This window comes from Streptomyces sp. NPDC001717 (assembly GCF_042892775.1).
GTDB lineage: Bacteria > Actinomycetota > Actinomycetes > Streptomycetales > Streptomycetaceae > Streptomyces.
Window position 1 is genome coordinate 222,027 of sequence record NZ_JBIAUK010000001.1, and the last position, 14,753, is coordinate 236,779.

Annotated in this window: 15 protein-coding genes; 13 read left to right on the forward strand and 2 right to left on the reverse strand. The window is 69.6% G+C overall.

Annotated elements, in window-relative coordinates:
- Positions 1-126: 126 nt before the first annotated feature.
- The gene (locus ACFYZL_RS01165) at positions 127-405 is read right to left on the reverse strand and encodes a hypothetical protein (protein ID WP_388675070.1); all 279 of its coding nucleotides are present in this window, start codon (positions 403-405) and stop codon (positions 127-129) included.
- A 428-nt stretch (positions 406-833) separates the two neighbouring features.
- Between ACFYZL_RS01165 and ACFYZL_RS01170 the strand changes: the two genes are divergently transcribed.
- Positions 834-1,244, forward strand: a complete 411-nt coding sequence (locus ACFYZL_RS01170) for a hypothetical protein (protein WP_388675073.1) — start codon at positions 834-836, stop codon at positions 1,242-1,244.
- Entirely contained in the window at positions 1,244-2,206 is a 963-nt protein-coding gene (locus ACFYZL_RS01175) for a hypothetical protein (RefSeq protein WP_388675076.1), read from the forward strand. Before ACFYZL_RS01170 ends, ACFYZL_RS01175 begins: the two co-directional genes overlap by 1 nt.
- Positions 2,207-2,302: 96 nt before the next feature.
- Here the strand turns inward: ACFYZL_RS01175 and ACFYZL_RS01180 are convergent, their stop codons facing one another.
- Positions 2,303-3,142, reverse strand: a complete 840-nt coding sequence (locus ACFYZL_RS01180) for a C40 family peptidase (RefSeq protein WP_384745621.1) — start codon at positions 3,140-3,142, stop codon at positions 2,303-2,305.
- Between the two features lie 936 nt (positions 3,143-4,078).
- Between ACFYZL_RS01180 and ACFYZL_RS01185 the strand changes: the two genes are divergently transcribed.
- Genes ACFYZL_RS01185 through nuoK form a run of 11 tightly spaced genes read left to right on the forward strand, consistent with a single transcriptional unit; the run spans position 4,079 to position 14,745 of the window.
- On the forward strand, positions 4,079-4,438 hold the full coding sequence (locus tag ACFYZL_RS01185) for an NADH-quinone oxidoreductase subunit A (RefSeq protein WP_030028256.1): 360 nt from the start codon (positions 4,079-4,081) through the stop codon (positions 4,436-4,438).
- A 15-nt stretch (positions 4,439-4,453) separates the two neighbouring features.
- Positions 4,454-5,008 (forward strand): NuoB/complex I 20 kDa subunit family protein, encoded by a 555-nt coding sequence (locus ACFYZL_RS01190; protein ID WP_376658070.1) that lies wholly within the window; start codon positions 4,454-4,456, stop codon positions 5,006-5,008.
- The gene (locus tag ACFYZL_RS01195) at positions 5,005-5,739 is read left to right on the forward strand and encodes an NADH-quinone oxidoreductase subunit C (RefSeq protein WP_384745624.1); all 735 of its coding nucleotides are present in this window, start codon (positions 5,005-5,007) and stop codon (positions 5,737-5,739) included. Before ACFYZL_RS01190 ends, ACFYZL_RS01195 begins: the two co-directional genes overlap by 4 nt.
- Positions 5,739-7,073, forward strand: coding sequence for an NADH-quinone oxidoreductase subunit D (locus ACFYZL_RS01200; protein WP_384745626.1), 1,335 nt, complete (start codon positions 5,739-5,741; stop codon positions 7,071-7,073). The genes ACFYZL_RS01195 and ACFYZL_RS01200 overlap by 1 nt, the downstream gene beginning before the upstream one ends.
- Positions 7,070-7,807 carry an NADH-quinone oxidoreductase subunit NuoE gene (gene nuoE / locus ACFYZL_RS01205; protein ID WP_384745628.1) on the forward strand — a complete coding sequence of 246 codons (738 nt, stop codon included), beginning with the start codon at positions 7,070-7,072 and terminating at the stop codon, positions 7,805-7,807. Before ACFYZL_RS01200 ends, nuoE begins: the two co-directional genes overlap by 4 nt.
- Positions 7,807-9,156, forward strand: a complete 1,350-nt coding sequence (gene nuoF, locus ACFYZL_RS01210) for an NADH-quinone oxidoreductase subunit NuoF (RefSeq protein WP_384745630.1) — start codon at positions 7,807-7,809, stop codon at positions 9,154-9,156. Before nuoE ends, nuoF begins: the two co-directional genes overlap by 1 nt.
- Positions 9,153-11,660 (forward strand): NADH-quinone oxidoreductase subunit G, encoded by a 2,508-nt coding sequence (locus ACFYZL_RS01215; RefSeq protein WP_388675083.1) that lies wholly within the window; start codon positions 9,153-9,155, stop codon positions 11,658-11,660. Before nuoF ends, ACFYZL_RS01215 begins: the two co-directional genes overlap by 4 nt.
- Positions 11,657-13,024 (forward strand): NADH-quinone oxidoreductase subunit NuoH, encoded by a 1,368-nt coding sequence (gene nuoH / locus ACFYZL_RS01220; protein WP_388675086.1) that lies wholly within the window; start codon positions 11,657-11,659, stop codon positions 13,022-13,024. Before ACFYZL_RS01215 ends, nuoH begins: the two co-directional genes overlap by 4 nt.
- Positions 13,017-13,634, forward strand: coding sequence for an NADH-quinone oxidoreductase subunit NuoI (nuoI, locus tag ACFYZL_RS01225; RefSeq protein WP_384745634.1), 618 nt, complete (start codon positions 13,017-13,019; stop codon positions 13,632-13,634). Before nuoH ends, nuoI begins: the two co-directional genes overlap by 8 nt.
- Complete coding sequence (locus ACFYZL_RS01230; protein WP_384745636.1) at positions 13,631-14,449, forward strand: NADH-quinone oxidoreductase subunit J; 819 nt, start codon at positions 13,631-13,633, stop codon at positions 14,447-14,449. The genes nuoI and ACFYZL_RS01230 overlap by 4 nt, the downstream gene beginning before the upstream one ends.
- A complete protein-coding gene (gene nuoK, locus ACFYZL_RS01235) occupies positions 14,446-14,745 on the forward strand; it encodes an NADH-quinone oxidoreductase subunit NuoK (protein ID WP_384745638.1) in 300 nt (99 codons plus the stop codon). The genes ACFYZL_RS01230 and nuoK overlap by 4 nt, the downstream gene beginning before the upstream one ends.
- The last annotated feature ends 8 nt before the right edge of the window (positions 14,746-14,753 follow it).

Sequence of the window (14,753 nt, forward strand, 5' to 3'; positions counted from 1 at the left end):
ATCCGGCTCTGTGTGATTCCACAGCGGGGAATGTGTGAATGGACAAGCGGTCGGCGGCGCCCATGCGCGTCCGGGCTCCGGTCGCTTCGACCGGAGCCCGGCCCGTTTCAGGGTGCGGGCGCCCTCTCAACGCTTCGGGCGGCACTTCCGCAGCGCCTCACCATGGTCGCGCTTGAGTGCGGACCACTGCTCGGGCGTGGCCTTGGTCTGATCGATCTCCGCGGTGACCGGGTCCGGATCGGGGTACCAGGAGACGCCTTCGGCCCGCAGGCATTCGGCTTCCCGCTGTGCGGCGGCGAGCTGTTCGGCGGTGACGGGGGCGGGCTTCCGGTTCGGCGGCAGCTGGGGCTCGCAGGCCTTGTGCGCCTCTTCGTTCCAGGGCTTCGTCTTGTCCTCGCGTGGCATTCCGGATTCTGTCTGGACGATCGCCACACCCTGCTTTTTCAAGCAGTCGAAGTACGCGATTTCCTCGGCCGTGGGCGGCGGGCTGTCACTCGCCCTGGGTTCGTCGTCGCCACCGACGCATCCCGTCAATGAAATGCACAGGAGGAGCAGCGGGGCGAAATGGCGAGCGTGCACCAGAGGGGTTCCCTTGCGGCAATGGGGGTGGGATCGGCCCGCCCGTGCGACAGCAGGGGGAGCGCGTCGGGCGATAGTAGGTAGTGTGAGGTCGCATCGACAAGTTCCCTGTGAGTAACAAGAAGTGAGTGTCCATCAGATGAGAAGTGGCTGGACCGTAGACGCCTCGGACTGTTGAATCCCGTCCGGTGAGGAGCCGTGATCAACATCCGGCTCGGCAAAGCGATTTCACCTGTAGAGGCGAGGAGATCAAGATGAACAAGGCATTCCGCACGCTGGCCACCAGCTGCGTCACGGCCGTTTCCGTGGGCGCGATCCTGCTGGGCGCGGCAGGCCCGTCCGCCGCATACGGAAAGGACGGAAGCCTGGAAGTGGACGAGTTCGGTCTCTTCTACAGCCAGAATCAGAGCGGGTGTGTTTTCGACCTTTACGGCGAGGACCTGAACTTCAACAACGACTACTTCAAGACCGGGTGCGCGGGCGGCACGTCCCTGGTGAACGACAACACCGAGTCCTACCGGAACCGTGACGTCTACGCCTGGAAGGTCGCCACCGACGCGAACCTCGACGGCAACGTCGGCGAGATCCCGTCCGGCTACTCGGGCAATGCCTCCACCAACTTCAAGAACAAGATCAGCTCCGCCACCTACACCCTCCACCCCTGATGCGCGCGACCCGGCGCCGCCGGCAGGCCGGCCCCGCGCTCCTGCTGGCGGTGGTGCTGCTGTCCGGCTGTGGCGGGCCCAGCGGGGGTGGGGGAGAACCCGAGCTGGGCCCGATCGAGGCCAATCCGCCCACGGCAGCGCTCTCGTTCCCCATGGACGCGTACACGGACACCGACGCCGAGCGGCTGCGGATGGGGCAGGTCCAGCAGATCCTGGTCTCCCGGTGCATGGCGCGGTACGGGTTCACCTACGAGGGGGTGAGGTCGGCCGAGCCCTCCGGTGCCGGGGGGACCGAGGACCGGCACCGTTACCTCTTCGGCCTGGCCGATCCGGCGCTCGCGGCGGCGCACGGGTACGACAAGTCGGCGACCGGGGACAGGCCGGCGGTCAAGCCGACCGCCCCGCAGCTGACCGACAGCGAGTACCTCGTGATGAACGGCGAACAGCGGGGAGCGCAAGGCGGGAACGCCCCGGACGCGGCCACCGAGGAGGAGGCCGCGCAGGTCGACAGCGGTCTGACGACCGCCGGGCAGAAGGTTCCGCCCGGCGGGTGCGCGCGGGAGGCGTTCCGCAAGCTGTACGCACCGGTCAAGGGCAGCGTGGACCTGCTCTTCACCTTCGGACTCGCCTCCGAGGCGCACGAGCGGTCCCGGCAGGACTCCCGGGTCGTCGGCATGCTCAAGAACTGGTCGGCATGCATGTCCAAGTCGGGATATGACGGAATCGGCACGCCCTACGAAGTCGTCGAGAAGCTGGGCCTGGAGGACGACAAGGGCGGCCCCAAGGCCGTCACGGCCGCCAAGGCCGATGTCGCCTGCAAGGGCGAGGTGAACCTCGTCGGAATCTGGGCCGCCGTCGAGAAGGCGTATCAGGAGCGGCTCGTCGAGGAGCACGCCGAGACCCTCGCCCTGTACAAGGAGCAGCGCGAGGCGCGGTTCAAGCTGGCGGCCTCGATGGCCTGAGCGGCGCGAGCGGTACGAGGCGCGCGAAAGGGCCGGCACTCCACCCCCGAGCGGGGGAGTGCCGGCCCTTCGCGCTGTTCCGATGTCTCACACGGTTCAGAGGATGCGGACGGCGCCCGTCGGCCGGTCGTAGCTCAGGCTGCGCTCGACGATGCCCGTGCTGGGGTTCTGCGCGCCGACGAACTTGCCGCCGCCGACGTAGATGGCGACGTGGTACGCGGAGCCGCGGGAGCCCCAGTACAGGACGTCACCGGGCTGCAGGGCGCTCAGGGAGACCGAGGTGCCCCGCGCGGACTGGTCCTGCGACATGCGCGGCAGGGTGATGCCGGCCTGGCGGTAGGCGGCCTGGACGAGGCCCGAGCAGTCGTACGAGGACGGGCCGGTGCCGCCGCTCACGTACGCCTTGCCGACCTGGGCGCGGGCGAAGTTGACGATCGCGGCGGCGGAACCGGTGGCCGGGGCGGTCACGGTGCCCACGCCCGCCTCGGAGCCCGAGCCGGAGGCCGAGGTGCTCTGGAGGTTGGACCGGGAGGAGGAACGGGTGGCGCGGTCGGCCTCCGCCTTGCGGGCGGCCTCGTCCGCGGCCTTCTTCTCCTCGTCGGCCTTCTTCTGGGCCTCTTCCTTCGCCTGCTTCGCCTCGGCGGCGGCGCCGGTGCGGGCCGTCTCCTCCTGGGCGGTCAGTTCGCCGAGGACGGCGGCCGACTGGGTGTTCTCCGCGGCCGTGGTGACGGCGGAGGAGACCTCGGCGGCCAGGTCCAGGTTCAGGACCGGCATCTCGAGCGTCGTCTCGGCCACGGGCTCGGAGGGGGACGCGCTCGCGGTGCCGGCCATCGCCAGGGTGCTGAGGACGCCACCGGCAACTCCGGCGCGGACCGCGAGCTTCGAGGCGCTGCGGCGGGGCTTCCGGTGGCTGGGTATGTGAGCGGTGTGGGACATGAGAACAACCGCTATCAGGGGCGTAGGGGTCCCATCAAGAAACGTGGTCTGCGCCACAGTTGCGCGCGAAGCGTGCGAACCGGGCGCGTCGCGAACCTTATTGACGCCGTAACGGGCGAAACGGACACGCCCCTACAGGGCTGTGATCATGGGGTTTCCGCAATAAGTCCGAATTGATCTCCGCCTACCATCCCTCCGCACTGATGGCCAAGCCCCCTTTCGGAACAGTGGATTCACAGTGGCGCAGGTCACATGACGGTCTCGCTGTGAGGGTGTTGTGCCCCGTCCGTGATCCGTCTGTGAACCAGCCGGGGAGGCCGAGGGTGTAGGGCGGCGCGCGACGGGCCGGCGGCGAGCGGTCCGCGGTCCGGCGGCGGGGTCGCGCCGCCGGGCCGCCGGCCCGATGGTCCGGCTCGACGGTCGCGCGGCGCGGCCGGGCGGCCACGCGGCGTGATCGGGGTCGGTTCGACCCGGCGTCCGGGCCCGCGGGCCGGCCCGCTCGTGAACGGATGCGCTTTGGTCCGGCCTCCGGGAGGCTCCGGGCGATGCCGCGTCCACCTCCGTACGCGGGATCTAACCCGACCGGGGGACGTCGATCCCTTTATCACTCCGGCGTCGGCATCGCCAATTTGCCTGCACGGTCCATCGTTTGATAGGGCGACCCGGCCTCTACCTGCGGTAACGGGCCCGGATGTCACCTTTGGTGATCATGTGGATGCTTCGCGTACGAAGATCACCACTCATCGGACTTCATGATCGTTCGTCAGGTGGTGGAGATCACAAACTCGGTGTTGTAACCCGTGTCGCAGATCACAGATGCGCGGGCATAAGATGCGCACCAGTCCGGCTTGTGAACTGCCTCACATGCGAGCGAGGCGGGGCACTCGGCGCCGGCAGCGGTCCAACGGTCAAGGACGACTGGAAGGAGCGAGGAGCGTGAATGCGTACGCGCCCATCCTCGTGCTCGGCGCCCTCGGCGCAGGGTTTGCGATCTTCTCCGTGGTCATGGCCACGCTGATCGGCCCAAAACGGTACAACCGGGCGAAGCTTGAGGCGTACGAGTGCGGCATCGAGCCCACTCCCACGCCGGCCGGCGGCGGTCGCTTCCCCATCAAGTACTACCTCACGGCGATGCTCTTCATCGTCTTCGACATCGAGGTTGTCTTCCTCTACCCCTGGGCCGTCACCTTCGACTCCCTGGGGATCTTCGGGCTCGTCGAGATGCTGCTCTTCGTGCTCACCGTCTTCGTGGCCTACGCCTACGTGTGGCGCCGCGGCGGCCTGGAATGGGACTGAGGGGCTGAATTTTCCATGGGACTGGAAGAGAAGCTGCCGAGCGGCTTTCTGCTGACCACCGTCGAACAGGCCGCGGGCTGGGTGCGCAAGGCATCCGTCTTCCCCGCGACCTTCGGCCTGGCCTGCTGCGCGATCGAGATGATGACCACCGGAGCGGGCCGGTACGACTTGGCCCGCTTCGGCATGGAGGTCTTCCGCGGCTCCCCGCGCCAGGCCGATCTGATGATCGTGGCCGGCCGGGTCAGCCAGAAGATGGCGCCGGTGCTGCGGCAGGTGTACGACCAGATGCCCGCTCCCAAATGGGTCATCTCCATGGGGGTTTGTGCATCTTCGGGCGGAATGTTCAACAACTACGCGATCGTCCAGGGCGTCGACCACATCGTCCCCGTGGACATCTACCTCCCCGGCTGCCCGCCCCGCCCCGAGATGCTGATGGACGCGATCCTCAAGCTCCACCAGAAGATCCAGGGCGGAAAGCTCGGCGTGAACCGGGAAGAGGCGGCCCGCGAGGCCGAGGAAGCGGCCCTCAAGGCACTCCCCATGATCGAGATGAAGGGGCTGCTCCGGTGAGCGAGACCCGAGAGCCGGAGAACGGCAACCCCGAGAACGGCAACAGCCTCCCCGCCCCGCGGGACGGCGGCCCCGAGGTCATCGGCGTCCGCAAGGGCATGTTCGGCGCCGGGAACGGCGGCGACACCAGCGGCTACGGCGGCCTGGTCCGCACCGTGGCCCTGCCCGGCGCGAGCCACCGCCCGTACGGCTCCTGGTTCGACGAGGTGGCCGACGAACTCGAAGGCGCCCTGGAGGAGCAGGACCTGGTCCCGGAGAACGCCATCGAGAAGACGGTGGTCGACCGGGGCGAGCTCACCTTCCACATCGCCCGCGAGCACCTCGTCCGCGTCGCCCGCACCCTGCGCGACGACCCGGCGCTGCGCTTCGAGCTCTGCACCGGCGTCTCCGGCGTGCACTTCCCCGGCGACAAGGGCCGCGAGCTGCACGCCGTCTACCACCTGCGCTCGCTCACCCACGGCCGGATCCTGCGGCTGGAGGTCTCCGTCCCGGACGGCGACCCGCACATCCCGTCGCTCGTCTCCGTCTATCCGACCAACGACTGGCACGAGCGCGAGACGTACGACTTCTTCGGCCTGATCTTCGACGGGCACCCGGCCCTCACCCGGATCATGATGCCGGACGACTGGCAGGGCTTCCCGCAGCGCAAGGACTACCCGCTCGGCGGCATCGCCGTCGAGTACAAGGGCGCCCAGATCCCGGCTCCCGACCAGCGGAGGTCGTACAGCTGATGAACACCCCGAACGCAGAGCACCCGGCGTCCTCCCGCGAGACGACCGAAGGCCTCGTCTACACCGTCACCGGCGGCGACTGGGACGAGATCGTCCAGTCCGCGGCCAAGGCCGACGACGAGCGGATCGTCGTCAACATGGGCCCCCAGCACCCCTCCACCCACGGAGTGCTCCGCCTGATCCTGGAGATCGACGGCGAGACGGTCACCGAAGCCCGCTGCGGCATCGGCTACCTGCACACCGGCATCGAGAAGAACCTCGAATTCCGGAACTGGACGCAGGGCACCACCTTCGTGACGCGCATGGACTACCTGACGCCGTTCTTCAACGAGACGGCGTACTGCCTCGGCGTCGAGAAGCTGCTCGGCATCACCGACCAGATCCCGGACCGCGCCACCGTCATCCGCGTCCTGCTGATGGAGCTCAACCGGCTCTCCTCCCACCTGGTGTGCATCGCCACCGGCGGCATGGAGCTGGGCGCGACCACGATCATGATCTACGGCTTCCGCGACCGCGAGCTGATCCTCGACATCTTCGAGCTGATCACCGGCCTGCGCATGAACCACGCGTTCGTCCGCCCCGGCGGCCTCGCGCAGGACCTGCCCCCGGGCGCCGTCGACCAGCTGCGCGAGTTCGTCAAGACCATGAAGAAGAACCTGCCGGAGTACGACAAGCTCGCCACCGGCAACCCCATCTTCAAGGCCCGCATGCAGGACGTCGGCTATCTCGACCTCACCGGCTGCATGGCGCTCGGAGCCACCGGCCCGATCCTGCGCTCCGCCGGCCTGCCGCACGACCTGCGCAAGTCGGACCCGTACTGCGGCTACGAGAACTACGAGTTCGACGTGCCGACCACCGACACCTGCGACTCCTACGGACGCTTCCTGATCCGCCTGGAGGAGATGCGCCAGTCGCTGCGCATCGTCGAGCAGTGCCTGGAGCGCCTGGAGCCGGGCCCGGTGATGGTCGCCGACAAGAAGATCGCCTGGCCCGCGCAGCTCGCGATGGGTCCCGACGGCCTCGGCAACTCGCTCGACCACATCAGGAACATCATGGGCACCTCCATGGAGGCCCTCATCCACCACTTCAAGCTGGTGACCGAGGGCTTCCGGGTGCCGGCCGGGCAGGCGTACGCGGCCGTCGAGTCCCCCAAGGGCGAACTCGGCGTCCACCTCGTCTCCGACGGCGGCACCCGCCCCTACCGGGTCCACTTCCGCGACCCGTCCTTCACCAACCTGCAGGCCATGGCCGCGATGTGCGAGGGCGGCCAGGTCGCCGACGTCATCGTCGCCGTCGCCTCCATCGACCCCGTGATGGGAGGCGTCGACCGATGACCGACATCTCATTGGGCATGCCGCAGCTTCCCGCCCCCGACTTCCCGGCCGACGTGCGCGAGCGGCTCGAAGCGGACGCGAAGCAGGTCATCGCCCGCTACCCCGACAGCCGCTCCGCGCTGCTCCCGCTGCTGCACCTGTGCCAGTCGCAGGAGGGCCACGTCTCGCGCACCGGCATCCGCTTCTGCGCGGACGTGCTGGGCCTGACGACCGCCGAGGTGACGGCGGTGGCGACCTTCTACACGATGTACCGGCGAAAGCCCTCCGGGGACTACCAGGTCGGCGTCTGCACGAACACCCTGTGCGCGGTCATGGGCGGCGACGCGATCTTCGAGGAGCTCAAGGAGCACCTCGGGGTCGGCAACAACGAGACCACCCCCGACGGCAAGGTCACCCTCGAACACATCGAGTGCAACGCGGCCTGCGACTTCGCCCCCGTGGTGATGGTCAACTGGGAGTTCTTCGACAACCAGACCCCCGAGTCCGCCAAGGCCATGGTGGACGACCTGCTGGCCGGCCGCCCCGTGCAGCCGACCCGCGGCGCGCCCCTGTGCACCTACAAGGAGACGGCCCGGATCCTGGCGGGCTTCCCCGACGAGCGCGAGGGCGCGGTCGAGGCGACCGGCGGCGCCGGCCCCGCCTCCCTGATCGGCCTGCGCATCGCCCGCGGCGAGACCCCGCGCACCCCGATCGTCCACCCGCGTGGCGAGAGCACCACCGAGGGAGGGGAGTGATGTCCGTGTCGACTGAACTGAGCAAGAACGGGACCAGCCCGGAGAAGCTCCTCGCACCCGTCCTCTCGGCCTTCTGGGACGAGCCCGAGTCGTGGACGTTGGAGACCTACCGGCGCCACGAGGGCTACGAAGGTCTGCGCAAGGCCCTCGCGATGACCCCGGACGACCTCATCGCCTACGTGAAGGACTCGGGTCTGCGCGGCCGCGGCGGCGCGGGCTTCCCCACCGGAATGAAGTGGCAGTTCATTCCGCAGGGCGACGGCAAGCCGCACTACCTCGTCGTGAACGCGGACGAGTCGGAGCCGGGGACCTGCAAGGACATCCCCCTCCTCTTCGCCAACCCGCACTCCCTCATCGAGGGAATGATCATCGCCTGCTACGCGATCCGCTCGGAGCACGCCTTCATCTACCTGCGCGGCGAGGTCGTACCGGTCCTGCGGCGCCTGCACGAGGCGGTGCGCGAGGCGTACGAGGCCGGATACCTCGGCAAGGACATCCTCGGCAGCGGCCTGAACCTCGACATCACGGTGCACGCGGGCGCGGGCGCGTACATCTGCGGCGAGGAGACGGCGCTGCTCGACTCCCTCGAAGGCCGGCGCGGTCAGCCCCGGCTGCGTCCCCCCTTCCCTGCCGTCGAGGGGCTCTACGCGTGCCCCACCGTGGTGAACAACGTGGAATCCATCGCGTCCGTTCCCGCGATCCTGAACAAGGGCAAGGACTGGTTCAAGTCGATGGGGACCGAGAAGTCCCCCGGCTTCACGCTGTATTCGCTCTCCGGGCACGTCGCCGGCCCCGGCCAGTACGAGGCCCCGCTCGGCATCACCCTGCGCCAGCTCCTCGACATGAGCGGCGGGATGCGGCCCGGGCACCGGCTGAAGTTCTGGACCCCGGGCGGCTCCTCCACCCCGATGTTCACGGACGAGCACCTCGACGTCCCGCTCGACTACGAGGGCGTGGGCGCGGCCGGGTCGATGCTCGGCACCAAGGCGCTCCAGTGCTTCGACGAGACGACCTGCGTGGTGCGGGCCGTCACCCGGTGGACCGAGTTCTACGCCCACGAGTCCTGCGGCAAGTGCACCCCCTGCCGCGAAGGCACGTACTGGCTGGTCCAGCTGCTCCGCGACATCGAAGCGGGCAAGGGCGTCATGGCCGACCTCGACAAGCTGAACGACATCGCCGACAACATCAACGGCAAGTCCTTCTGCGCACTGGGCGACGGCGCCGCCAGCCCGATCTTCTCCTCGCTGAAGTACTTCCGCGAGGAGTACGAGCAGCACATCACGGGCAAGGGCTGCCCCTTCGACCCCAGGAAGTCGACCCTCTGGGCCGACACGGAGGTGAACGCATGACCGTCACCACTAACGCACCGGCAGGTGGCGGAGCGGCGGCGGTGCCGCCCGAGGATCTGGTGTCGCTCACCATCGACGGCATCGAGCTGTCGGTGCCCAAGGGCACCCTCGTCATCCGGGCCGCCGAGCAGATCGGCGTCGAGATCCCCCGGTTCTGCGACCACCCCCTGCTCTCCCCGGCCGGCGCCTGCCGCCAGTGCATCGTCGAGGTCGAGGGCCAGCGCAAGCCGATGGCCTCCTGCACCATCACCTGCACCGACGGCATGGTCGTCAAGACGCAGCTGACCTCCGAGGTCGCCGACAAGGCCCAGCGCGGGGTGATGGAGCTGCTGCTCATCAACCACCCGCTGGACTGCCCGGTCTGCGACAAGGGCGGCGAGTGCCCCCTGCAGAACCAGGCGATGTCCCACGGCAACGCCGAATCGCGTTTCGAGGGCAGCAAGCGCACCTACGAGAAGCCGGTCCCGATCTCCGCGCAGGTGCTGCTGGACCGAGAGCGGTGCGTGCTGTGCGCGCGCTGCACCCGCTTCTCCAACGAGATCGCCGGCGACCCGATGATCGAGCTGCTCGAGCGCGGCGCGCTCCAGCAGGTCGGCACCGGCGAGGGCGACCCGTTCGAGTCGTACTTCTCCGGCAACACCATCCAGATCTGCCCCGTCGGCGCGCTGACCTCGGCCGCCTACCGGTTCCGCTCCCGCCCCTTCGACCTCGTCTCCTCCCCGAGCGTGTGCGAGCACTGCGCGGGCGGCTGCGCGACCCGCACCGATCACCGGCGCGGGAAGGTGCTGCGCCGCCTCGCCGCCGAGGACCCCGAGGTCAACGAGGAATGGGTGTGCGACAAGGGCCGCTTCGGGTTCCGCTACGCGCAGCGCCCGGACCGGCTCACCACCCCGCTGGTGCGCGGCACCGACGGGGTGCTCGCCCCGGCGAGCTGGCCCGAGGCCCTGGAGGCCGCGGCCAACGGGCTCGCGGCCGCGCGCGGCCGGGCCGGGGTGCTCACCGGCGGCCGGCTGACCGTCGAGGACGCCTACGCGTACTCCAAGTTCGCCCGCGTGGTGCTCGACACCAACGACATCGACTTCCGGGCCCGCGTGCACAGCGCGGAGGAGGCCGAGTTCCTGGCCGCCACCGTGGCCGGCACCGGCAAGGACCTCGACGGGGACGGGGTCACGTACACCTCGCTGGAAGCGGCCCCGGTGGTGCTGCTCGTCGGCATCGAGGCCGAGGAGGAGGCCCCCGGGGTCTTCCTGCGGCTGCGCAAGGCCCACCGCAAGCGGAAGCAGCGCACCTTCGCCCTCGCCCCCTTCGCGACCCGGGGTCTGGAGAAGGCGGGCGGCACCCTGCTGGCCGCCGCCCCCGGCACCGAGCCCGAATGGCTGGACGCCCTCGCCGCCGGCACCGGCCTCAGCGCGGGCGGCGCCGAGGCGGCCGAGGGGCTGCGCAAGTCCGGTGCGGTCATCGTCGCCGGAGAGCGCCTGGCCGGTGTGCCCGGCGCGCTGACCGCCGCCGTACGGGCCGCCGCCGCGACCGGCGCGAAGCTGGTGTGGATGCCGCGCCGGGCCGGGGAGCGGGCCGCCGTCGAGGCGGGCGCACTGCCGTCCCTGCTGCCGGGCGGCCGTCCGGCCACCGACCCGCGGGCCCGCGACGAGGTCGCCGCCGCGTGGCGGCTGGACGAACTCCCGCACCGCTACGGCCGCGACACCGGCCAGATCGTCGAGGCCGCGGCCACGCGCGAGCTGTCCGCGCTGCTGGTGGCGGGCGTCGAGGTGACGGACCTGCCCGACCCGGCCCGCGCCCGCACCGCGCTCCAGGAGGCCTTCGTCGTCTCCCTGGAACTGCGGCCGAGCGAGGTCACCGACCACGCGGACGTGGTGTTCCCGGTGGCCGCGGTCGCCGAGAAGGACGGCGCGTTCATCAACTGGGAAGGCAGGCTCCGCCCGTTCGAGGCGGCGCTCAAGCCCGACCAGATGACCCGCCGGCTGGCCCCGGCCGACTCCCGCGTCCTGCACATGCTGGCCGACGCGGCCGACCGGCCGCTCGCGCTGCCCGACGTGCACGCCGTACGCCGGGAGCTGGAGCGGCTCGGCCCGTGGGAGGGGCCGCTGGCCACCGAGCAGTCCACCGACCCGCTGCCGATGCCCCGCCCGGGCGTCGGCGAGGCGGTCCTCGCGGGCCACCGGCTCCTGCTCGACCAGGGCCGGCTCCAGGAGGGCGACGAGGCCCTGGCCGGCACCCGGCACGAGGCGAGCGCCCGGCTGTCGGCCGCCACGGCCGCCGAGACGGGCGTCAGATCCGGCGACGTCCTCGCGGTCACCGGCCCGGCCGGCTCCGTGGAACTGCCGCTGAGGGTCACCGAGATGCCCGACCGGGTGGTCTGGCTCCCGCTGAACTCCACCGGCTCCGGCGTCCTCGCCGACACGGGCGCCGCCCCCGGCGCCCTCGTACGCATCGGTCCGGCGACCCCGGCCGACGCCGATGGCACCCCCGCGGAGGTGGACGCGTGAACGCGGTAGAGCTGGCCGCCGAGGACCTCAGCCTGTTCGGCCACGACGTGTGGTGGCTGGTCCTGCTGAAGGCGGTCTTCTGCTTCGCCTTCCTGATGGTGACCGTGCTGTTCTCCATCGTGTGGGAGCGCAAGGTCGTCGCCTGGATGCAGCTGCGCATCGGCCCGAACCGGCACGGTCCCTGGGGCATGCTCCAGTCGCTGGCCGACGGCGTGAAGCTGATGCTCAAGGAAGACGTCATCGTCAAGCGGGCCGACAAGGTCGTCTACGTCCTGGCCCCGATCATCGCGGCGATCCCGGCGTTCATGGCCATCGCGGTGATCCCCTTCGGGCCCGCCGGCAACGAGGTCTCCATCTTCGGCCAGCGCACCACGATGCAGCTGACCGACCTGCCCATCGCGATGCTGTACGTCCTCGCGGTGGCCTCGGTCGGCATCTACGGCATCGTGCTGGCAGGTTGGTCCTCCGGCTCGACGTACCCGCTGCTCGGCGGACTGCGCTCCTGCGCGCAGATGATCAGTTACGAGATCGCGATGGGCGCGGCCTTCGCCTCGGTCTTCCTCTACTCCGGGTCGATGTCGACCTCGGCGATCGTGGAGGCCCAGGCCGACCGCTGGTACATCGTCCTGCTGCCGGTCTCCTTCATCATCTACGTCGTCACCATGGTCGGCGAGACGAACCGCGCGCCCTTCGACATGCCGGAGTCCGAGGGCGACCTGGTCGGCGGCTTCAACACCGAGTACTCGTCGATCAAGTTCGCGCTGTTCATGCTGGCCGAGTACGTCAACATGGTCACCGTCTCGGCGGTCTCGGTCACCCTCTTCCTGGGCGGCTGGCGGGCCCCGGCGCCGATCTCCACGTACTGGGAGGGCGCGAACCACGGCTGGTGGCCGATGCTCTGGTTCGTCCTCAAGGTGCAGCTGCTGCTCTTCTTCTTCATCTGGCTGCGCGGCACGCTGCCGCGCGTGCGCTACGACCAGCTGATGAAGCTCGGCTGGAAGGTGCTGATCCCGGTCTCCGTGGTCTGGCTGATGCTGGTCGCCACCGTCCGGGCGCTGCGGAACGAGAATTACGACTTCAGCCAGATCGTCCTCTACGTCGGCGGCGCGGTCGTGGCGGTCCTGCTGCTCTCCTTCGTCGCGGACCTCTTCCGCGACAAGCGCGAGAAGCGCGAGAAGGCCGCGGCGGCCGTCAAGGACACCGCGCCCTTCGACCCGCTGGCGGGCGGGTTCCCCGTACCGCCCAAGCCCGGCCAGCACCTGCCACCCGTACCGCGCAGGCGGTCCCGCTCCGAGCGGGAGCTGATTGTCAGTGGCGGCACGAATACCGAGAGTGACCGAGAGGAGGGTGCTGAGAATGTCTGACGCTGACCAGAGCGAGAAGTGGCAGAACCCGGTGGCGGGCTTCGGCGTGACCTTCAAGGCCATGTTCAAGAAGCGCCTCACCGAGCAGTACCCGGAGCAGCAGAAGACGACCGCCCCGCGTTTCCACGGACGGCACCAGCTGAACCGGCACCCCGACGGTCTGGAGAAGTGCATCGGGTGCGAGCTGTGCGCCTGGGCCTGTCCCGCCGACGCGATCTACGTGGAGGGCGCGGACAACACGGAGGAGGAGCGCTACTCCCCGGGTGAGCGCTACGGCCGCGTCTACCAGATCAACTACGCCCGCTGCATCCTGTGCGGGCTATGCGTCGAGGCGTGCCCGACGCGGGCGCTGACGATGACGAACGAGTTCGAACTGGCCGACGCCAGCCGCGAGTCGCTCATCTACACCAAGGAGCAGCTGCTGGCGGGCCTGACCGAGGGCATGGTCGAGGCCCCGCACTCGATCTTCCCCGGCACCGACGAGCAGGACTACTACCGCGGACTGGTGACGGGGGCCGCCCCGGGCACCGAGCGGCAGGTGGCGGTCTCCAAGGGCGAGGTCGCGCAGGACGCGGAGAGCAACGGGCACGCCGAGGAGGTGGGGGCATGAGCGACCTCGCAGCCGCCACGATGACCTCCACGGGCGAGGCGGTCCAGTTCTGGGTCCTCGGCACGGTCGCCGTCATCGGCGCGCTGTCCACGATCCTGATGAAGAAGGCCGTGCACAGCGCGCTCAGCCTGGCCGGGACGATGATCATCCTGGCGGTCTTCTACCTCGCCAACGGGGCGTACTTCCTGGGCGTCGTCCAGGTCATCGTCTACACCGGCGCGATCATGATGCTCTTCCTCTTCGTGGTCATGCTCGTCGGCGTCACCGCCGCCGACTCCCTGAAGGAGACCATCAAGGGCCAGCGGTGGCTGGCCCTGCTGTGCGGGCTCGGCTTCGGCATCCTGCTGTTCGCCGGCATCGGCAACGCCGGGCTCACCCACTTCAACGGGCTCGGCCGGGTCAACTCCGGCGGGCACGTCGAGGGCCTGGCCCAGCTGATCTTCACCAAGTACGTCTTCGCCTTCGAGATCACCGGCGCCCTGCTGATCACCGCGGCCGTCGGGGCGATGGTCCTCACCCACCGCGAGCGCACCGAGCGGGCCGCCACCCAGCGCGAGCTCGCCGAGAAGCGCGTACGCGAGGGAGTGCAGCTCCCGCCGCTGCCCGCGCCCGGCGTCTACGCCCGGCACAACGCGGTGGACGTCGCCGGCCTGCTGCCGGACGGCACCCCGTCCGAGCTGACGGTCAGCAAGACCCTGCGCGCCCGCGGCCAGATCCGCGACGTCTCCCCCCAGGCCCTGGACGACCTCCGGGCCCTGGAGCAGAGCTCCGCGGAGCGCCTCGGCCGTGACTCGCGTGAGGAGGCCTCGAAGTGAACCCGGTCAACTACCTGTACCTGGCGGCCCTGCTGTTCACCATCGGTGCGACCGGTGTGCTGATCCGCAAGAACGCGATCGTGCTGTTCATGTGCATCGAGCTGATGCTCAATGCCTGCAACCTCGCCTTCGTCACGTTCTCCCGGATGCACGGCAACCTCGACGGCCAGATCATCGCGTTCTTCACGATGGTCGTCGCCGCCGCGGAGGTCGTCGTGGGCCTCGCGATCATCGTGTCGCTGTTCCGTAGCCGCCACTCGGCCTCGGTCGACGACGCCAGCCTGATGAAGCTGTAAGGGGCGTT